The sequence below is a fragment of the Vibrio sp. MACH09 genome (assembly GCF_033238805.1).
Lineage (GTDB): Bacteria > Pseudomonadota > Gammaproteobacteria > Enterobacterales > Vibrionaceae > Vibrio.
The window spans coordinates 181,032-200,696 of sequence record NZ_BSFZ01000001.1; the positions used below are offsets into that span (position 1 = coordinate 181,032).

Genomic DNA, 19,665 nt, shown 5'->3' on the forward strand with positions numbered 1-19,665 from the left:
GCTACTTCCTCTCGAGTTTTATGTCAGATTTATACGGATTAGTGTGATCTTGTTGTGTTCTCAACAGTGATAGGTTCCACATATACTGTTCTGGCTTCTGTTTAACAACAGACTCAATATAGGCATTTGTTGCTCTAGCATCGCCTTCTTCTGATCCTGTTGGAAAATCTTCTAGTTCTGGATAAATATCTATTTCAAACTTACCCGTCTCGACATTGTATGCTGAAAAAATAGGAATGACTTTTGCTTTGCTTATTTTAGCCATTTTACCTAAGCCCGGTAGAGTTGCTTTTGTAGTAGCAAAAAAATCAACAAATACGCTATTTTCTCTACCATGATCTTGATCTGGAAGATAGTAACCAAGATAGCCTTGCTTGATAGACCTGACAAACGGTTTTATTCCTGACTGCCTTTCATAGATTCTTCCCCCATACTGAATTCTCTGCTTATGCATTAGCCAATCATGAATTTCACTTTTTTGTTGTTTGACAAAGCCAACAACTGGAAGTCCTTTAGAAGCTAATAAAATGGCAGGAATATCAATAGTCCATGAGTGAGGGACCAGAAGAATGACATTTTCACCTTTCTTTGTATGTTCCGTCAGGTTTTCTAATCCATTAATAATGCTGTTGTCGATTAGCCATTTTTTACTTCTTAGGGTTAATGATGCAAATCCAAGTAAGTAACTACCCGCGGCAGTAAATCCATCTCTGATAAGATCTCGTTTTTGCTGTTCATTTTTTTCTGGAAAACAGAGGGTTAGGTTTACCCATGCTCTCTGACTAGCACCATTGGCTTTGTTTAGCATTATATTAGCAACCAATCTAGCGATAGAGCACCGTAGTTTATTGGGCAGTAAGGCAATAGGTAAAGCTGCAAAAACAAATATCCATGCGGCCCAATTCTTAGGGGAGATAAAACGCCATTGAAAGGTTGGGCTATAGGTTTTTGGGTCAAAGTCGTTTCGAGAATTGGTCACTCAATGGCTCATAGATTGTTGATGTGAAAAGTTAGGCAAGAATAACATAAATAAAAAGGTTGAATAGATAGAGCAAGTCAACCTTTTTATCACTGCATTAGTTATTTATAACACTAAGGTATTCAGCAACACCTTCTGAAACGCTTTTAAATTCTATATTACAACCGGAAGCTCTTAGTTTTGTAAGATCAGCTTGGGTATATTCTTGATAAGCTCCTTTTAGATGCTCTGGGAATGGGATGATTTCTACTTCACCTTTACCGTGATGCTTGATCACCGCTTTGGCTACTTCGTTAAAAGATTCCGCATTTCCTGTGCCTAGATTAAAGATACCAGACTGAGCATTTTTCCAGAACCATAAATTTACTTCAGCAACATCACCAACGTAGACAAAATCACGCTTAAATTCTTCACTGCCATCAAATAATTTGGGGTTTTCGCCAGCATTCATCTGGTTGTTTAGATGAAAAGCTACTGAGGCCATACTGCCTTTATGTTGTTCTCTTGGGCCATAGACATTGAAGTATCTAAAGCCTGTTATCTGAGAGAGTGATTCGCCATGCTGCTTAGCATCTGCCCATAGACGGCGAACATAGTTATCAAACTGCTGTTTTGAATAGCCGTAAACATTTAAGGCGCCTTCGTATTGAGGCTCTTCGATAAACGTTGTCGTTTCGCCATAAGTAGCGGCTGATGAGGCATATAGAAATGGAATTTCGCGCTCTAAGCAGTAATGAAGAAGCTCTTTAGAATACTCATAGTTGTTGAGCATCATATATTTTCCATCCCACTCAGTGGTGGCAGAACAAGCACCTTCATGGAATACTGCTTCAACAGGGCCAAAATTCTCACCAGCCATTATTTGCATTAGAAAATCGTCACGATCCATGTAGTCGGTAATATCAAGATCAACTAAGTTTTTAAACTTTTTGCCATTCTTTAAGTTGTCTATCACAAGGATATCGGTATAGCCTTGCTCGTTAAGTGTTTTGACAATGTTGCTGCCAATCATGCCAGCACCGCCGGTTACAACAATCATATGTATTACTCTCAGTTTTGGTTTTTACACATTGAAAATGTAGTTCTTCTTAATAAGAAAGAACCATTTTAGTAATACATAGCTATAAAGTAAAACTAATTCTGGTTTTAGTGTGGTATCATTTAGGTATATACGTTATAATTAACTGATTTAGTGTGAGTATATATTTGATTTTAAAAGTCAAAACGAGGGAAGTGTAGGTTAAATATTTATGTTTTATGAAATTTATCAAGTGATTTTTATATTAAACTCTGGAATGGTTTGATGAGTTATATTTACTTAAGTGAGTCTAGCTTAGAAAGATGTTTGAAAATTTTATTGTTGTTATTTCTCACTGTTAATTTATGTTGGTGTGCTATATCTTACATTATCAATTTGAATTCTCTTCAGGGAGTTATAAGTTCAACTAGATTGTTGTTTTCTTCTTTTTTGATTTACTATTTTAGACATAAATTTAATAGGGTTACTATTTCTAAGTTTATAGTTTGCTTTGCTATCTTTAATGGATTGTTGGTGTTTTTTCAAGTGCTTGAACAAATTATGTCAATGGACATGTTACCTTCATTTTTAAAATATGGAGGTATGTATGGGTATGATAAAAGTACAGACTATGAAGTTTTTAGGAAAGGTGGTTTTTTTCCTAGTTCGCAAACGAGCGGGTTATTGTCAATTATTGCTATTATATTTTCGTTATATGATAGGAAGGTTAAATACAATAAAATTGTTCCAGTTTTTATTCTTCCTGGTGTCATTTTTGGTCCAAGAACAACGTTAATATTCTTTATGTTTTTTTTTCTTATATTTTTTAATGACATGGTTTTATAACTTTGTTAAAAATAAATACAAGATGGTTAAGATTTTAATGGTGATATTTGGTATTTCTTTATTGTCTACTGTGATAGTTCAGTACTCTTCTCTTGATATATCTAAGTCACACTATAATCGAATGAAAAGCGCAATAATCGTTTTGACGACCTTGGACTTGACAAAAGATAATTCAACAGTAGGAAGTATGAGTTTCTTTAAATTGCCTAGTAGCTTACATGAAACATTTTTAGGAAATGGGTATCATCGGTTTCATCCTAGAGGCGGGGTTGATTCATTCTATACTCGATGGTATCTACAGTCTGGATTCCCATCATTAGTATTTATTTTCTTCGCTTTGCTTTGTCTTGCTTCGCTAGAAATGAAAACATGCAGAACACTTGGAGCAATATCGATATTTCTATTTATACACTCGTTTAAAGATGAGGTGTTCACATCGTTTATCTTTTTTGACTTAATAGTAATGTATTTGTTTTCACGTCGAGTTGAATATAGCGAAAGTGAAATAGGATCAAGTCATATTTGAAAGGTTATGTTATGAAATCGGTAATAAAATTTAATAAAGAAAAGAAAGTATCATTAAAAATAATCGCACATAAGCTTAAAAAACTCTCTCCTAATTTCCTTTATAAAGTTCTATTAAGGTATAGATATGCTTTTTTTAAAAGTAAATGTAGTAAAATAAATACCTCTGAAATATTTTATTCTGATGGTGATTGGGTTGAAAGAAAAACCACAAAGGACTTGATGAAAATTCAAGACTACTTAGATGGAAAAAGTACCAACATGAAAATTTTTCAAGTTGGCATTGGTAACAGCAGTCTATTTTCTCATTTTAAAGATGATTTAGGTGTGGAAATTCATGGAGTCACTATTGTAAGCAACGAGATTTGCAATGCAAAACAAAAATTTCCAGAACAAATTGAAAATAGCTACTTTGTTCATTTGATGAATAAGTATTCAGATGATGTTTTAACTACAGGTAGTGAATATGACTATATAGTAGATAATGACCTAAGCTCTTATGCTTGCTGCAAGTTTCATTTTTATAGAATGTTAGAAAATTATAATAAACTTCTTAAGTTGAATGGAGAGTTATTAGTGGGATACAATGGTCTTTCTTATTTTGATTCAGGATTTGGCCTTACAGAAAATCAGTTATATTCCTTAGCTTCACAATTTGACTTCTTAGTCAGTAAAAATCATTATTGTTATGTTATGAAGAAAATAAAATGAAAATTTTATATATTATAACCGGGCTTGGAGTGGGTGGCGCGGAAATACAACTAAAAAATATAGTAGATAAACTTGTTATGTTGGATCATGATGTTCATATAATTTCTTTAGTTGATCCGGTTATAATTAAGCCTGAGTCGAATAAGGTGTGTATTACTTGCCTTGATATGAAAAAAAATTTAGTTAGTTTTTTGGTCTCTTTATTAAGAATAAGAAAAGTAATCATAAGATACAGACCTGATGTAGTTCATTCCCATATGGTTCATGCCAATTTAATAGTTAGAGTATGTAGATTATTTACTAGAATAAAGTTTTTGGTATGTACAGCTCATAGTAATATTGAAGGTGGAAGACTAATTAAATTTTTTTACCGGATTACAAATGGTTTATGTGACGTTTTTAGTCATGTGAGTCATAGTGGTATAAAAAAATTTGAATGTGACTCCGTGGTTAGATCTAACGAGATGATATGCATAGAAAATGGTATTGATCTAAATCGCTTTCAGAAAAAAAACAAATCAATAGTAAAAACTATTAGAGATAAGCTCAATATAGCAGATTCACAGTATATGTTATTAGCGGTTGGAAGTTTTAAGGAGGCAAAGGACTACCCTAACTTAATTCGATGTTTAGAGCACCTTAAACGTAGAAAATTGCCTGTTGTATTGGTAATAATTGGAGATGGTCACTTGAAGGATGATATAAGTGAACTTATCATTCAGTTGGATTTGGTTGATGATGTTAGACTTATTGGGCAAACTCATGATGTTGAAAACTATATGTCGGCTGCGGATTGTTTTGTCTTATCTTCTCGATGGGAAGGATTTGGTATGGTTGTAGCAGAAGCGATGGCTTGCAAGTGTCCCATTGTTATTACTGAATGTGGAGGTGCTCCAGAAGTAGCAGGAGAAGTTGGGATTACTGTACCTATAAATGATTCAACTAAGCTAGCCGATGCTATTTATCAAGTATACACAATGGAAGAAGAAAAACTTAATTACATATTAGAAAAAGGAAGGCTAAGAGTTATGGAAAATTTTTGTTTGGACTCTATTGTTGGGCGTTGGTTAAAAGTGTATCTAAATAAGAAGTAAATAATATGAAATTGTCAGTGATAATCTCTACTTTAAACAGAAAACAACATGTTTATAAATTAATAGAAAATATCTCAATTCAGAGTTATAAGCCTGATGAGATCTTTATATTGGAGCAAGGAAGTAGTGATTTTTCTGAAAATGATTTGCCTGATAATATTAGAGAGTTAACTAAATTAGTTAAGGTTGATTATAAGTCATTAGCACGAGCTAGGTATGATGGGCTATTGTTATCAAGTGGAGAAATAGTATTTTTCCTTGACGATGATATTGAATTGAGAAACAACTACTTTGAAGTAGCAGTAAGCTTTATGAAGGCGAATAAGCACTGTGCAGGAATTGGTGGTGGTTACATAAATAAACCTTATCAGGAAAAATCAAAATTCAAAACAGCAATCGGACGTACCTTGGGAATATATGGCTCTGGAAATAGGAATCGAATATTGCTATCAGGTTGGGGAGACTATGTCCGAGGAGAAAATAGAAAAGTAATCACAAAAGCTGATTGGTTGTTTGGATGTAATATGGTTTATAGAAGGAAAGTTCTATTTGAGATTGATTTTCCTGTTGAATTTCGTCAATGGTCATTTTGCGAAGATTTATATATTGGATGTGAAATTACCAATAACAAATTAGGCGATATGTTTATACTACCCGAACTTAGTGTAATTCACGATGCAAATCAGTCTAGTGGTAGTGCAAGTGACATTGTATTGAGAATGAGAATATTATATAGATATGTGGTTTGGCGTAAAATATTCAATGTTAAGAGAAATATTCCCAAATACTATTGTTTTTTGAGGTTTATGTTAGGGATGTTTGCTAATTTCATGTTGGATTTTAGAAAATACAGGCTTGATTTACTATGCTCAGAGTATTATAACGCGCTCAAGTTTTTATATATTAATGAAAATTTAACATTAGAGGAAATAAATAATTATGTCTATAAGAAAAATTAGTTTTTTGGGAAGGTATCCTTTTCTTCGCATAACTCAGTTTTATTATAATCCAGTTTCGCTTCTGAACTGGCTCAAAAAAAATTTATATTATAGATGGAGTAACAAAGATTATTCAGAGTATTATAATGACTTTAAATTTTTATCACCAAACGAAAGCTTATGCCACCTAATTGAGAATAATTGCTCTTTAGCTAGGTTCAATGATGGTGAATTTGAACAGTTACTCGGCTATGGCGAATATCCACCAGATTCTGATTGGGAGCAATCTAACTCTAAAGAGCTTATATATTCAATGGAAAAAGTTCTATCCTCGTCTGATGGCAGGTTATTGGTTGCTATTACGCCTAATTGGTACTTTTTAAGTGATAATGGTGCAGAATTAAATGAACCTTTTTGTAGAGGGATGTGGATTCACACAAGAGCAATACTATATAAGTACTTGAATAAAGGTCAAGCTTATGGTGATTGTAGAATGTTTGTTCCGTTTTCATCTCATGACTTTGACTGGAATATGTTAAGAAGTTATTTATCAGAAAAAAATGTAATTATAGCAACAGGTAATGTAGAAAAATTAAGTAATGTATCTTTAGGGAAGAGAAATTTTTTTGTGGAATGTGGAAAGATTAATGCATTTGAAAAGAAAAATAGCATAGTCAAGGATATTATTAGCTGTATGGAAAATAATAAATTGAGTAAAGAGTCTACCATCGTTCTCGCATCTTTAGGACCTACCGCAGGAATTATAGCTCTTGAGTTGCTTGGAAAAGTTGTTGTATGGGATACAGGACATATGTTTAAACATGCAAAAAATGAAGTGTGAATCAATGTTTGTAAAAGATTTTGGTTGTCTCTCAAAAAAAGAAGTAGAGAAGCTCTATGAGCACTCTATGGAGATTTTAAAATGCTGCTCAGGATATTACATTTTTCCTCAGCCAATTTGTTACGATAATAAAAGTATAACTTACGAGTTTGTTACTCTTCCTGAAAGTATCACTAAAATAATTTGCAAACAGACTGAATCTAGTTTGGCTAAAGAGGCATTATTCCAATCTGGAAAGGCGTTATGCTTAATTCATAGTAAGAAGAACCTTTTACATGGAGATTATGTCGGACATAATTTATTCTATAGTTATGAACAAGGTTTATCTATAATCGATGCACACCCTCCAGAGGTTATTGGATTTGACCTGACTTACCTCTATGGTAGGAAAGAAGTCGAGGTTGTCTTTTTTCTAACAAGTTTACCAATATCTTATGGAATTAAGAGATCTCTATATGAATATAGAAAAATAACGAGTTTTATTTCTTATGCATATCAAGGCTATACAGAAGCTAATAAAATCAGTTTATCAATAAGAGATTACTTTAGAGTATTTCTTAGGATTTCTAATATCAATAGAAAATCAAAAATAGGCCTTATAAAGGGTTGTATATATGGTTTTTTTTCAACTTTTATTGTAATGGGAGCATTGTATAATGATATCTAAGTTATATTCTGAAATATTGTCATTAAATGGAGTTGTAGCTCATAGTGATATAATTTCTGCTCCCTCTGATATTGATATCTATGTTCCCAAAGAAGAGCTCGTCAATGTTAAATATTTATTGAAGAAATATGATTTCGTTATTTCTTATAAATGCGATAACAAGCTTGTTGCAATGAAGTTTGAATGTGGTGAACTATATATTTTAGATTTATTTTCTAGGTTTGATGAGTTAGAAAGGTTAGGAAAAAGATTTTTAATTACTCATACAGGTCATAAATTATTAGGGAGGAAGCCATTACTTTCGAAAGATATAAAGTGTTTTTTGAAAGGCAAAAAAATAAAAGACGAAAGACTTATTATTGATTTTTTTAGTAATAAGAATTATTGTTCACTAGTTAATTATGAGCTTCCTATACCTTTTGACTTTAATGACCTTAAAAGGCAATGTAAACGTACAAGCTTTGACATTCAAATGAGCGAAAGGATAAGGTTTGTTAAGAATAATTTATTTAAAGGGAAGAGTTTCGCTTTTTTGGGGCCAGATGGTTCTGGAAAAAGTTATTTAATTGACAAAATCAGATTAACTACAGCAAATAAAATTATTTATATGGGAGACTGGTTTTTTGTTTTTCAACCTTTCTATAACTTTCTCTTTAAAATCCCTTCTCCATTTAATCGATTTTTATATATTTTATTCTTTATTGAGAACTTAATTCGACGGTTTAAGGTAGGTTTTTATTCTACATTAGGTTTTAATGTTTTAATCGATAGGTTTCCTGGCACTAATCGCTCTTCAATCCATGCTGTCGGTATTTTACATGCTGTTAATAAGCTCATTTATAAATTTACTCCTAAACCCGATCTATTTGTAGTCCTACATGCAGAGCCTGAAATCGTTTATAAAAGAAAGCAAGAACTTTCTATTCACGAAATAGATTTATGTCAAAAGTCCATTATTGAGATGGTTAAATATGACAGTCACATTGTTGTCGATACTACTGAGTTAGATTTTGTACTGAATAAAATAGTGAATATTATATATAGAGGTAACTATGAAAAGTAAATTTAGATATATATTGATCGCTTCACTATATTTTCTTAGTTATTTCTTTCCAAGGAAGAAACACTTTGGTAAAACGAAGATAATTGTATTTCATCATATAGATAATCCAGTTCAGTTTGAAGAGGTAATTAATAAACTAAGCAGAAAATATAATTTCATTTCTTTTGAGGATTATATTTCTGGAAATATAGATAAAAGAAAAATTAACTTAATATTTTCTCTTGATGACGGTTACGAATCTTGGTTTACTTATGGAAGGCCTATATTTAATAGTTTTAATATATCACCTATTCTATCAATCAACTCTGATTTTATGAATTTAGATAAGAAAGACTCGTTTGCATACTGCAAAAACCATATAAATACATGGCCAGAGAAAGCTCTTTCTTGGCAACAACTTAATGAACTTAACTCTTCGAGTGTTTTAATTTCCTCTCATGGATTAGAACATGTTGATATGATATGTCATAACTTATCTTACTTAAATAAAGTTAACTGTGTTAGTAATGATAAGTTATATTTGGAAGAAAAATTGGGTTGTAAAATAAAAGCATTTACCTATCCATATGGTAGATATAATAGTGACAGTATAGATATAATTAAGGGGTTGAATTTTGACTTTGCGTTCACATCTGATTCTGGGTTCTTGTCTGATGAACAGTTCCCTTATAAGATTAAGCGAACAAATATAGGTATGAGAGGATACTATGTTACTTGTGGTTTTATTGAAGGCTTTGACGAAGTATTAACTAGTATATCTTCTAGAGTTAGAAAGCTTATAAAATATGTATAGTTATTTTAAACTTTTATCTAAAGTTGGTGTTAACCAAGTAGTAAATGCGTCAATATCACTTTTTATGATGTATTACTCTGCTCGACTGCTGTCTCCTGAAGATTTTGGAAATATGCGATATGTAATGTCAATAATTCCTATCTTAATGGCGTTAACTTTACCTACTTATGATGGCATAGTGTTAAGTAGCGCTCCAAATAGAAAAAAAATATCTCTAAAATCTGTTACTCTTGTTAGGATGTTTGGTGGGCTAGTCGGCTCTTTATTACTGATTTTCTATAGTGTTTATTTTAATAGCGATCATTCGTTAGATTTTTATCTATTTTCAGTCGTCATTTTTTTGCCATTTTTTGATACTTGTACAAGCTACAAAAATTATCTTATTAGTATTAGACTAAAGATCCAAGCCCTCAGCCTGTTTCTTTATAATAAGCTAGCTTCATTGGTTATATTTCTTGCGCTTTCCATTTTTATATATGTTTTCTCTATAGATCCTTTGTGGGTTTTTCCTTTGTATCTATTTAGTATTTCATTCCCAACTGTATTTATTAACCTTGCAATATTAAGAAGGGCTTTTAATAAGAATAATTTTAAAGATTTGCAAGTTTCTGATGCGATTAAAACAACTTTTGCAAGTTGCATTGCAACATTTGCATTTTCATTAGATAAAATTTTAATTCACTCAAACTTAGGTGCTGAAAAGTTAGCACTTTACGCTATTCTTATTATGTTTCCTTTAGAGATAGCAAGAATGATTGATGCATTTTTTCCATTGTTTTACAGAAAGTTAATTTCTAGTGACATAAATAAGAATAAATTTCTTTTACCAAAGCTTCTTGCTATTATTTTTATTATAAGCTTGCTGTATGTGGTTTTTTCATACCCATTGCTTCCTTTGGTCTTTGGTGAGTATTATACTTATGATATTATAGTCGTTTTCTTTTCATCTTTGATGATAGTTAGTGGTTCGTTGGAATATTATTGTATACAAAAATTTTATGCATTAAGTAAAACTAGTTTGTATATACTATACTCATTTGTTTCACTAGTTATGGTTTATCTAATATTGAAGGTTGCTTTAATGTTGGATGATTATTCTTATGTTATTTTGGGGTTGTTCGCTCGACAATTTTTTCAATCTATGTTTTTTTTGAAGTATATTTCCTATTTACAAAGGTAACTCAATGAAGGTACTACATGTTACTACTGTCATTCAAACAGCAAAGGCTTTTTTGTTACCCTATGCTGCTTCATTTCAGAGTAAAGGTTGGCAAGTTGATATTGCTACTAATATTGGTAATGATTTTTCGTTAGAAAACCATAAAAACACTTACCATATTGATTTTTCAAGACGACCAATTGATTTTATTTCTCATATTAAGTCCTTTTTTCAAATGAGAAAACTGGTTAAAAATAATTCTTATAACATAGTACATGTGCACACTCCAATTGCTTCTTTAATTACCAGATTTGCGTTGATAGGAATAAGTGAAACAAAAGTTTTTTATACTGCTCATGGTTTTCATTTTATTGAAGGAAATAGTAAGATTTTAAATTTTTTTTATATCTTATTAGAGAAAGTCGCAGGTCTCTGTACTGATCATCTATTTGTCATTAATGAACATGATTATAAATCAGCTCTAAGATATAAAATAGTCCCTGAGATATGCCTTTCGAGACTTTATGGGATTGGCGTTAATGTTGAAGTATACAAACATAATGAAAGCCTCAGAAGGCTCACGAGGGATGAGATTGGTATTAATGATGACTCTGTTTGTATTCTGCATATTGCGGAGCTAAACAAGAACAAAAATCAAATGATTGTTTTGAGTGCAATTAATAAAATTATTTCTAATAATATGACCATGAAAAACTTTGTATATGTTGTTGTTGGTGATGGTTTATTAAAAGAGGAGCTTGTCAACTATACGATCGAAAATGGTATTGAGCGATACATAATGTTTTTAGGGTACAGAAATGACATTCCAGAATTGCTTTCAGCTAGTGATATAGTCAGTTTGTCATCATTCAGAGAAGGTCTTCCTAGGTGTTTATTAGAGGCTATGTGTAATGAGAAACCTATCTTAGCTAGCGATATTCGGGGTTGTAAAGATTTATTAAAAACCGGTGCCGGACTATTAGCTTCACCAGATAGTAAAACGGAATGGGCCTTGAATCTTTTAAAGATGATTGAGTCATCTGAGCTGCAAAAAACTTGCGGAAAAAAAGGGCGAGACTTGGTAACTAGCCATTATCGGGAGTGCAGTGTTATCGATCAAGTGTTAAGCGTATACGAGCAAAAAGGTGATATATGAAACGTATTTTTGACGTGGTTGTTTCTTTGTTTGTTTTAGTTATAACTTCTCCTGTGTTGTTTATTTTGGCTCTATTAATAAGATTTAAGCTTGGTTCTCCTATCATTTTCAGACAGTTTAGGCCGGGTCTTTATGGCCGAAGCTTTCAACTTATAAAGTTTAGAACAATGGCAGATTCACGAGATTCCGAAGGCAAACTTCTTTCAGATGACTTAAGGCTAGGAAGGTTTGGGAAGTTTCTAAGATCCACTAGTTTAGATGAACTACCTTCACTAGTAAATGTGATTAAAGGAGAAATGAGTTTAGTTGGACCTAGGCCTCTCTTAGAAGAATATATGCCTCTGTATAATGAAGAACAAAGGAAAAGGCATAATGTTAAACCAGGAGTTACAGGATGGGCGCAAGTTCATGGAAGGAATGCTGTTGAATGGGATGAAAAGTTTAAACTGGATACTTGGTATGTTGAAAATAAAAGTTTTATGCTAGATATTAAAATTTTATTTTTGACAATTAAAAAAGTTTTAATTAGAGAAGGCATCACATCCGAAAATAATGTTACAGTTGACTCATTTAAAGGGAATAAAAAATGACCACTTTAGCTATATTGGGAGTTGGGGGGCACGCTAGTGTAGTTAGTGAGATAGCATTACTTACAGGTTATAACAAAATAGACTATTATGATGATTATGTTGTGAATTCTAACATAGTAGGAAACTCTCAATTATTGTATGATAACGTAGATAAGTATTCCGGGGTTTTTGTAGCTATAGGTGATAATTCCACTAGACTCGAGAAGCTGCTTGAGCTTGAAAAATATGAAGTGAATCTTGCTAAATTAATTCATCCTGCAGCGATTGTTAGTCAATCATCTTTGATTGAAACTGGCAGCGTTGTAATGGCTGGAGCAGTTATAAGTTCAAATTGCCATATCGGGAAGGGAGTTATTATAAATACTTCTGCCAGCTTAGATCACGATTGTATGGTGAAGGAAGGAGTGCATATCAGTCCTGGAGTTAGAATTGCAGGAAATGTAAAACTAAATTCTCTTGCTTGGGTTGGTATCGGAGCTACATTGATTAATAATATTGATATTGGCTCAAATGCTATAGTCGGAGCTGGTTCGGTGGTTATTCATTCAGTTATGGAAAGTCAAATCGTTGTTGGTGTACCAGCTAAAGAAATTAAACAGCTCTAAAGTTAATAGGAAAATATTTTGTTGGAAGTATCGATATCGCCATGGCCTTCATATACTCGGGAAGAGATAGAGGCTGTTACTAAGGTTTTGCAATCAAATCGGGTTAATTACTGGACTGGTGATGAGTGCCGTAAGTTCGAAAGTGAGTTTGCTGAATGGAGTGGGAGCCTTTTTGCTATTGCTGTTGCGAATGGAACTCTTGCTTTAGATATTGCATTGAAAGCATTAAATATCGAACAGGGGGATGAAGTTATTACTACTCCTCGCACTTTTCTAGCTTCTACTTCTTCTATTGTTAATGCAGGTGCAAATCCCGTCTTTGCTGACGTGGATTTGAACAGCCAGAATATAACGGCGAAGACTATAGAAGCTAAAATAACACCTAATACTAAAGCTGTTATTGTAGTACACCTAGCGGGAATGCCAGCAGAAATGACGGATATAATGGAGTTGAGTGCTAAATACGGTTTTTATGTTATAGAAGATTGTGCTCAAGCGCATGGCGCATTATATAAAGGGAAAAGTGTTGGTACTATAGGCCATATAGGTGCTTGGTCTTTCTGTCAGGATAAAATAATGACGACGGGAGGAGAGGGAGGAATGGTCACTACTAATGATCAAGAGCTATGGTCAAAGATGTGGGCTTATAAGGATCATGGAAAGAGTTATGATGCTGTATATAATCAAGAGCATGCTGCTGGTTTTAGGTGGCTTCATGATACGTTTGGTTCAAATTTTCGAATGACGGAAATGCAAGCGGCTATAGGCCGGATTCAAATAAAAAAAATGCATGACTGGTCGGAAAGAAGGCGAAAGATAGGAAACGACATTGATAATTCTCTAATGCATATAAAAGCTGTACGTATAGTTGTTGTTCCAGAATATATGCGACATGCAGAATACAAACATTACTTCTTCATTAGACCGGAGCATCTGAAACTTGGCTGGTCACGAGATAAAATTATTCATGAGATAAATGCTAGAGGAATTCCCGTATATCAAGGCTCGTGCCCCGAAGTTTATTTAGAAAAAGCTTTTGATGATACAGGGTGGCGACCTACCAAGCGCTTAATTAATGCTAAAAAATTAGGTGAAACTAGTATAATGTGTTTAGTTCACCCTACTCTATCAGAGAGTGAAGTTAAATTAATGTGCTACACAATGAATGAAATTTTGAATATGGCATCTAAATAGGTGCTGGGGCGTTTATAAAAAGAGGCTAGAATGAATAAGAATAAGAATAAAAATAATATAGATGAATATTATCTAGAGTTAAAAGATTTGATTTATTTATTCTGGGAAGGTAAATATATTATATTTTTCAGCTGTTGTGTTTTTTCATTTCTATCTTTTTTATATGTGAATAACTTACCTGTTCGTTATGAAGTTAAAGCTTCATTTATATTTGATAATGATGCTTACAGCTCTGCAAATTCAACCAAAGGGATTAAGCCCTTAGTGCATGTCTTATACTTAAATAGCCCAGTTGCAAAAAAAAGTGTGGAACTTGAAAATGACTTGAACCAAGGAGAACTCAATGGTGTTTTTGTCAGGTTATCTAATAATAATGTAATAATAATCGGAGAGGAAAGAGAGCAGCCCGATGTGGCAAAAAAAAATGTACAACTATATCTTGACAGTATTAATGAGCTTGTTAAAAAATTCTTGAAAAAAAGAATTTATAATTCCATCTCTACTTACGAAAGTCTTATTGAGAAAGAACGGTTAGCTAGTTCAGATGAACTATTTATTAATGCTTTCATGGATGAGAAGTATAGGGGTGAGTTGGTTTCTAATTCGAGTGTTGAATTAATAGATGTTCTATCTTTTCCAATTGACAATATAAAAGAGGTTTCTCCCAATAAACACGTGGTTTCACTCTTGTTCTTCATTCTAGGAGGAGTGTTATCTTATATGTTTTTGTTTTTTAGGTTCGTTTTTATTAATAAAGATAAATAGTAACGATTTTTAATTATGAAAATAGCTGTTAATTTTTTAACATTGCCTAGAAAATACAAACGTATAGTAAGTATGTTTATTGACGCTATGTTTGTTTTGTTTTCAATTCATACAGCTTATTGGACAAGAGTTGGTGATATAAAACTATTTTCAAGCTCTGTTACTTATGGTGTTGTTACTGGGACACTGCTTATTACTTTGTCTTGTTTTATCCGGTTAGGGTTATATAGAGCCATTCTTCGTTATTTAACATTTCATGCGCTTGCTGTTATTAGTGTAGGAACTTTAATCTCTACTGCATCTGTTGGTTTACTTGCATATTTTTTTGATGCACCAATTCCACGTTCAGTTCCTCTTATTTATGGCGCTTACCTTTGTTTATTATGCGGTGGCTCTAGGCTAATAGTTCGAACCTTGGTCTCTCAAAGTTATTCAAAAGATAAAAATAAAGTGCTCATTTATGGTGCTGGTGCGGCCGGGCGACAACTGGCATTGGCGTTACGTTCTTCAGAGACACATCGTGTAACTGCTTTTATTGATGAAGATAAAACATTAGAAAACACAGTTATTCTTGGGCTCAAAGTCCATACAGTGGAGGCAGCCAGTCAACTAGTGAATAAGAATAAAATCAATCAGATATTATTAGCTATTCCTAGCGTCTCAAGAGAACGACGAAAACAGATACTTGATACCTTAGTCCACTTACCAGCGGAGGTACTTACTATTCCTGATATGGGTGATATTGTGTCAGGAAAGGCTAATATTGACGAACTTAAAGATGTGGCGATAGACGATCTATTGGGAAGAGATCCTGTTGCTCCTCAACAATCTTTAATGGAAGCCAATATCAAAGATAAAGTGGTTATGGTCACCGGCGCTGGTGGATCAATTGGCTCTGAACTTTGTCGGCAAATTGTTCAACAGAAACCTAAAACCTTAGTTTTATTTGAATTGTCTGAATTTGGTCTGTATCAAATCGATAGAGAGTTGCGTCTACTTGTTGAGTCTCAATCACTAGATATCGAAATCGCCCCCCTGCTTGGTTCTGTACAACGCATAAATAGGCTTTCTGCTACGATGAAGGCGTTTAACGTTCAGACGGTCTATCATGCTGCTGCCTATAAACATGTTCCACTGGTAGAGCATAATGTAGTGGAGGGGGTTCGCAACAATGTTTTCGGTACTTTTTATACTGCTAGAGCTGCGATTGAAGCAAATGTAGAATCATTTGTTTTGATCTCGACAGATAAAGCGGTTAGACCTACTAATGTCATGGGGACCACTAAACGGTTAGCTGAACTTGGGTTACAAGCATTAGCCGCTGAAGAGAATAATAAAGTTTCTGGAACTCGATTTTGTATGGTACGTTTCGGTAATGTACTCGGCTCTTCTGGTTCGGTTATCCCTCTGTTTAAAAAACAGATTGCATCTGGTGGCCCAATAACCGTAACTCACCCAGATATTATTCGATACTTTATGACTATTCCTGAGGCTGCTCAACTTGTGATTCAAGCAGGAGCTATGGGAAAAGGTGGTGATGTATTTGTACTTGATATGGGTGAACCTGTAAAAATAGTCGATTTAGCGAGAAATTTGATTAACTTGTCGGGTTTGGAAGTTAAAGATGATGAGCATGAGTATGGTGATATCGAAATTAAATTTTCAGGGTTAAGGCCGGGAGAGAAGTTGTTTGAAGAGTTACTTATAGGTGACGATGTTAAGCAAACCGCCCATCAACGAATTATGACCGCAAATGAATCTTATCTTCCTCTGGATGAATATAAACAATTAATAGATGATCTTGATCGAGCTTGCCACAATTTTGAACATGAAAAAATCCGTCAGTTGCTGATTGATGCACCTGCGGGTTTCACTCCTGTTGATGATATTGGCGACTTGGTTTGGCAAGAAAATAGTAAGAATATTGTATCTAACGTGGAATGATATTGATAACTTATTGTCTGACTTATCGAATTAGAACTTCTTTGGATTAAATATGAAAATCGCAATCGCAGGTACAGGCTATGTAGGTCTGTCTAACGCAATGTTATTGGCACAGAACCATGAAGTTGTTGCCATTGATATTATTGAGGAAAAAGTAAAACAGCTAAACAATAATAAATCCCCAATAGTCGATGCTGAAATTGAAGCATTTCTAACTCAAAAAGAGCTAAACTTTACAGCGACGTTAGATAAAGAGTTGGCTTATGAAAACGCTGATTATGTAGTCATTGCTACTCCCACGGACTATGACCCAGAGACTAATTACTTCAATACTTCATCGGTAGAGTCAGTGATTAAAGATGTGCTTGAGTTCAATCCTGATGCTGTGATGGTGATAAAATCGACAGTACCCGTAGGCTACACAGAGCGTATTAAACAGGATTTAAACTGCCATAATTTAATTTTTTCTCCGGAGTTTCTTCGTGAAGGACAAGCGTTATACGATAATCTACATCCCTCTCGAATTATTGTAGGTGAACGAAGTGAAAGAGCTCAAGTGTTTGCCGATCTTCTTGTTGAAGGTGCTGAGAAGACAGATATTGACGTTTTATTTACTGACTCAACAGAAGCTGAGGCTGTGAAGCTGTTCTCGAATACCTATCTGGCAATGCGAGTGGCGTATTTTAATGAGCTGGACTCTTATGCTGAAGCTCACGGTTTAGACTCTCGTCAAATCATCGAGGGTGTTGGTTTAGATCCTAGAATTGGTGGGCATTACAACAACCCATCATTTGGTTATGGTGGCTACTGTTTACCGAAAGATACCAAACAGTTGTTAGCTAACTATCAAGAAGTGCCTAACAATATTATTGGTGCGATAGTTGATGCCAACAGAACACGTAAAGACTTTATTGCCGATTCGATAATTAAACGCCAGCCTAAAGTTGTAGGTGTCTATCGTTTAATTATGAAATCAGGTTCTGATAATTTTAGAGCCTCTTCTATCCAAGGAATCATGAAAAGATTGAAAGCGAAGGGTATTGAAGTGGTGGTGTATGAACCGGTACTTCAAGACCTGCACTTTTTTCATTCTAAAGTAATTAGTGACTTAGCTGAGTTTAAGACTATGTCAGATGTTATTGTTTCTAACCGGATGGTGGATGAAATCCGGGACGTTGAAGATAAAGTATATACGCGTGATCTATTTGGTTCTGACTGATTATTAGTTAGATATACGAATTATTGAGAGAGGCCTTTTCTATTTAGAAAGACCTCTTTTTTTTATGTTTTAGACTAAGTCATAGTTGTTACTACACTTCACTGCGCAACATAGCCAAAACCTCAGCCGTTTTCTGCTCCATCAGCAGTTTATTACCTTTAGATTCCACATTGAGCCGAACAACTGGTTCTGTATTAGAGCTACGTAAGTTAAAACGCCACTCTCCCTCATTGCCTGAAAAGGCCATGCTTATTCCGTCAGTTTCATCAATAGCGATAGCAACTTGTTGGTAGTGATGACGGACTTTTTCAATTGCATCGGATGGATTTTGTAATACGGAGTTGATCTCTCCTGAAGAGGGGTAGCATTCAATGCGCTGTTTTAGCATCGTTGATAGGCTAGTTTTCTTTATAGATAATAACTCCGCCACCAATAACCACGGGATCATGCCGGAATCGCAGTAGGCAAAATCTTTGAAATAGTGATGGGCACTCATCTCTCCACCATAAACGGCGTCCTCTTTACGCATACGCTCTTTAATAAAAGCGTGCCCAGTTTTGGACATAATGGCTTCACCACCATTTTTCTCCACAAGATCAATCGTGTTCCAGCTTAAACGAGGATCATGGATGATCTTTGCCCCTTGGTTTTTCTGTAAAAAAGCTTCCGCTAATAAGCCAACAATGTAGTAACCCTCAACAAAGTTGCCTTTTTCGTCAAACAGGAAGCAGCGGTCAAAATCGCCATCCCAAGCAATACCCATATCGGCTGCCGATTTGATTACAGCATCGGAGGTATCTTTGCGGTACTCTGGAAGCAGTGGGTTGGGTATTCCATTGGGGAAGTTGCCATCTGGTAAGTGATGAACTTTAATAAATTCAACAGGAATACTGTGTTGGATAAACTGCTTTTCTATCGCGTCTATAACGTGTCCAGCGGCGCCATTGCCAGCATTGACCACCAGTTTAAGTGGCGCAATGTTATCGGCTTGAATATAGCTCAATAGGTGCTCAACGTAAGCGTTTAAGTTCGATTGTTGGGTATAACGGCCACGTTGCTTTATATCGGTAAACTCATTTAATTCCGCTAAACGTTGAATCTTTTTTAAACCGGTATCGCCACTTATTGGCTTGGCATCTTCGCGTACTAACTTCATGCCATTATAATTTTTGGGATTGTGGCTGGCAGTGACTTCTATGCCTCCATCGACTTTAAGATACTTGGTGGCAAAATAGATCTCTTCTGTGCCAGTCATTCCGATATCGATGACATCAACACCAGAATCCATAAGGCCTTCTGCTACTGCCATTTTAAGCTCTTCGGAGGTAAGTCTAATATCGCCCCCAACCACCACTGTCTTAGGCTGAATATATTGACCAAATGCTCTGCCTATACGGTAAGCAATATCATTGTCTAGTTCAGAGCCAAGCTCTCCGCGAATATCATAAGATTTAAAGCAAGTAAGTGTTTTCATCGAAATATCTCCAAACAACCAAAACCGGTTTTGGTAAATTATACTTTAACCATAATGCTAATTCGACCATTTTGATCTCGTTTT

18 protein-coding genes are annotated in these 19,665 nt (G+C 34.3%); 15 read left to right on the forward strand and 3 right to left on the reverse strand.

Going from position 1 to position 19,665, the window contains the following annotated elements:
* Position 1: 1 nt before the first annotated feature.
* Positions 2-979 (reverse strand): lauroyl-Kdo(2)-lipid IV(A) myristoyltransferase, encoded by a 978-nt coding sequence (lpxM, locus tag CHJ_RS00795; protein WP_317916627.1) that lies wholly within the window; start codon positions 977-979, stop codon positions 2-4.
* Between the two features lie 97 nt (positions 980-1,076).
* Entirely contained in the window at positions 1,077-2,018 is a 942-nt protein-coding gene (gene rfaD / locus CHJ_RS00800) for an ADP-glyceromanno-heptose 6-epimerase (RefSeq protein ID WP_317916628.1), read from the reverse strand.
* A 1,362-nt stretch (positions 2,019-3,380) separates the two neighbouring features.
* Here rfaD and CHJ_RS00805 point away from each other — a divergent pair.
* Genes CHJ_RS00805 through CHJ_RS00875 form a run of 15 tightly spaced genes read left to right on the forward strand, consistent with a single transcriptional unit; the run spans position 3,381 to position 18,107 of the window.
* Positions 3,381-4,079, forward strand: coding sequence for a hypothetical protein (locus tag CHJ_RS00805; RefSeq protein ID WP_317916629.1), 699 nt, complete (start codon positions 3,381-3,383; stop codon positions 4,077-4,079).
* Positions 4,076-5,173, forward strand: coding sequence for a glycosyltransferase (locus CHJ_RS00810; protein WP_317916630.1), 1,098 nt, complete (start codon positions 4,076-4,078; stop codon positions 5,171-5,173). The genes CHJ_RS00805 and CHJ_RS00810 overlap by 4 nt, the downstream gene beginning before the upstream one ends.
* A gap of 5 nt (positions 5,174-5,178) precedes the next feature.
* Positions 5,179-6,132: a glycosyltransferase family 2 protein gene (locus tag CHJ_RS00815; RefSeq protein ID WP_317916631.1), complete on the forward strand. Its 954-nt coding sequence runs from the start codon at positions 5,179-5,181 to the stop codon at positions 6,130-6,132.
* Positions 6,113-6,952, forward strand: coding sequence for a GT-D fold domain-containing glycosyltransferase (locus CHJ_RS00820; protein ID WP_317916632.1), 840 nt, complete (start codon positions 6,113-6,115; stop codon positions 6,950-6,952). The genes CHJ_RS00815 and CHJ_RS00820 overlap by 20 nt, the downstream gene beginning before the upstream one ends.
* Positions 6,953-6,956: 4 nt before the next feature.
* A complete protein-coding gene (locus CHJ_RS00825; RefSeq protein ID WP_317916633.1) occupies positions 6,957-7,619 on the forward strand; it encodes a hypothetical protein in 663 nt (220 codons plus the stop codon).
* Positions 7,609-8,682 carry a hypothetical protein gene (locus tag CHJ_RS00830; RefSeq protein ID WP_317916634.1) on the forward strand — a complete coding sequence of 358 codons (1,074 nt, stop codon included), beginning with the start codon at positions 7,609-7,611 and terminating at the stop codon, positions 8,680-8,682. Before CHJ_RS00825 ends, CHJ_RS00830 begins: the two co-directional genes overlap by 11 nt.
* Positions 8,672-9,475 (forward strand): polysaccharide deacetylase family protein, encoded by an 804-nt coding sequence (locus tag CHJ_RS00835; RefSeq protein WP_317916635.1) that lies wholly within the window; start codon positions 8,672-8,674, stop codon positions 9,473-9,475. Before CHJ_RS00830 ends, CHJ_RS00835 begins: the two co-directional genes overlap by 11 nt.
* Positions 9,468-10,655 (forward strand): oligosaccharide flippase family protein, encoded by a 1,188-nt coding sequence (locus CHJ_RS00840; RefSeq protein ID WP_317916636.1) that lies wholly within the window; start codon positions 9,468-9,470, stop codon positions 10,653-10,655. The genes CHJ_RS00835 and CHJ_RS00840 overlap by 8 nt, the downstream gene beginning before the upstream one ends.
* A 4-nt stretch (positions 10,656-10,659) precedes the next feature.
* Positions 10,660-11,790 carry a glycosyltransferase family 4 protein gene (locus CHJ_RS00845; RefSeq protein ID WP_317916637.1) on the forward strand — a complete coding sequence of 377 codons (1,131 nt, stop codon included), beginning with the start codon at positions 10,660-10,662 and terminating at the stop codon, positions 11,788-11,790.
* Positions 11,787-12,380, forward strand: coding sequence for a sugar transferase (locus CHJ_RS00850; protein WP_317916638.1), 594 nt, complete (start codon positions 11,787-11,789; stop codon positions 12,378-12,380). The genes CHJ_RS00845 and CHJ_RS00850 overlap by 4 nt, the downstream gene beginning before the upstream one ends.
* Positions 12,377-12,985 carry an acetyltransferase gene (locus tag CHJ_RS00855; protein ID WP_317916639.1) on the forward strand — a complete coding sequence of 203 codons (609 nt, stop codon included), beginning with the start codon at positions 12,377-12,379 and terminating at the stop codon, positions 12,983-12,985. The genes CHJ_RS00850 and CHJ_RS00855 overlap by 4 nt, the downstream gene beginning before the upstream one ends.
* Before the next feature lie 18 nt (positions 12,986-13,003).
* A complete protein-coding gene (locus CHJ_RS00860; RefSeq protein ID WP_317916640.1) occupies positions 13,004-14,179 on the forward strand; it encodes a DegT/DnrJ/EryC1/StrS family aminotransferase in 1,176 nt (391 codons plus the stop codon).
* 30 nt (positions 14,180-14,209) lie between these two features.
* Positions 14,210-14,944, forward strand: coding sequence for a hypothetical protein (locus CHJ_RS00865; RefSeq protein ID WP_317916641.1), 735 nt, complete (start codon positions 14,210-14,212; stop codon positions 14,942-14,944).
* Between the two features lie 15 nt (positions 14,945-14,959).
* Entirely contained in the window at positions 14,960-16,888 is a 1,929-nt protein-coding gene (locus CHJ_RS00870; protein ID WP_317916642.1) for a polysaccharide biosynthesis protein, read from the forward strand.
* Between the two features lie 52 nt (positions 16,889-16,940).
* Complete coding sequence (locus CHJ_RS00875; RefSeq protein ID WP_317916643.1) at positions 16,941-18,107, forward strand: nucleotide sugar dehydrogenase; 1,167 nt, start codon at positions 16,941-16,943, stop codon at positions 18,105-18,107.
* 91 nt (positions 18,108-18,198) lie between these two features.
* On the opposite strand, the gene CHJ_RS00880 is transcribed toward CHJ_RS00875, so the two are convergent.
* Positions 18,199-19,581, reverse strand: a complete 1,383-nt coding sequence (locus CHJ_RS00880) for a phosphomannomutase CpsG (protein WP_317916644.1) — start codon at positions 19,579-19,581, stop codon at positions 18,199-18,201.
* Between the last annotated feature and the right edge of the window lie 84 nt (positions 19,582-19,665).

Excerpts from the sequence above, each read along its gene's own strand:
- rfaD (WP_317916628.1), bottom strand. The coding sequence starts at position 2,018 with ATGATTGTTGTAACCGGCGGTGCTGGCATGATTGGCAGCAACATTGTC.
- CHJ_RS00805 (WP_317916629.1), top strand. The coding sequence starts at position 3,381 with ATGAAATCGGTAATAAAATTTAATAAAGAAAAGAAAGTATCATTAAAA.
- CHJ_RS00810 (WP_317916630.1), top strand. The coding sequence starts at position 4,076 with ATGAAAATTTTATATATTATAACCGGGCTTGGAGTGGGTGGCGCGGAA.
- CHJ_RS00815 (WP_317916631.1), top strand. The coding sequence starts at position 5,179 with ATGAAATTGTCAGTGATAATCTCTACTTTAAACAGAAAACAACATGTT.
- CHJ_RS00820 (WP_317916632.1), top strand. The coding sequence starts at position 6,113 with ATGTCTATAAGAAAAATTAGTTTTTTGGGAAGGTATCCTTTTCTTCGC.
- CHJ_RS00825 (WP_317916633.1), top strand. The coding sequence starts at position 6,957 with ATGTTTGTAAAAGATTTTGGTTGTCTCTCAAAAAAAGAAGTAGAGAAG.
- CHJ_RS00830 (WP_317916634.1), top strand. The coding sequence starts at position 7,609 with ATGATATCTAAGTTATATTCTGAAATATTGTCATTAAATGGAGTTGTA.
- CHJ_RS00835 (WP_317916635.1), top strand. The coding sequence starts at position 8,672 with ATGAAAAGTAAATTTAGATATATATTGATCGCTTCACTATATTTTCTT.
- CHJ_RS00840 (WP_317916636.1), top strand. The coding sequence starts at position 9,468 with ATGTATAGTTATTTTAAACTTTTATCTAAAGTTGGTGTTAACCAAGTA.
- CHJ_RS00845 (WP_317916637.1), top strand. The coding sequence starts at position 10,660 with ATGAAGGTACTACATGTTACTACTGTCATTCAAACAGCAAAGGCTTTT.
- CHJ_RS00850 (WP_317916638.1), top strand. The coding sequence starts at position 11,787 with ATGAAACGTATTTTTGACGTGGTTGTTTCTTTGTTTGTTTTAGTTATA.
- CHJ_RS00855 (WP_317916639.1), top strand. The coding sequence starts at position 12,377 with ATGACCACTTTAGCTATATTGGGAGTTGGGGGGCACGCTAGTGTAGTT.
- CHJ_RS00865 (WP_317916641.1), top strand. The coding sequence starts at position 14,210 with ATGAATAAGAATAAGAATAAAAATAATATAGATGAATATTATCTAGAG.
- CHJ_RS00870 (WP_317916642.1), top strand. The coding sequence starts at position 14,960 with ATGAAAATAGCTGTTAATTTTTTAACATTGCCTAGAAAATACAAACGT.
- CHJ_RS00875 (WP_317916643.1), top strand. The coding sequence starts at position 16,941 with ATGAAAATCGCAATCGCAGGTACAGGCTATGTAGGTCTGTCTAACGCA.
- CHJ_RS00880 (WP_317916644.1), bottom strand. The coding sequence starts at position 19,581 with ATGAAAACACTTACTTGCTTTAAATCTTATGATATTCGCGGAGAGCTT.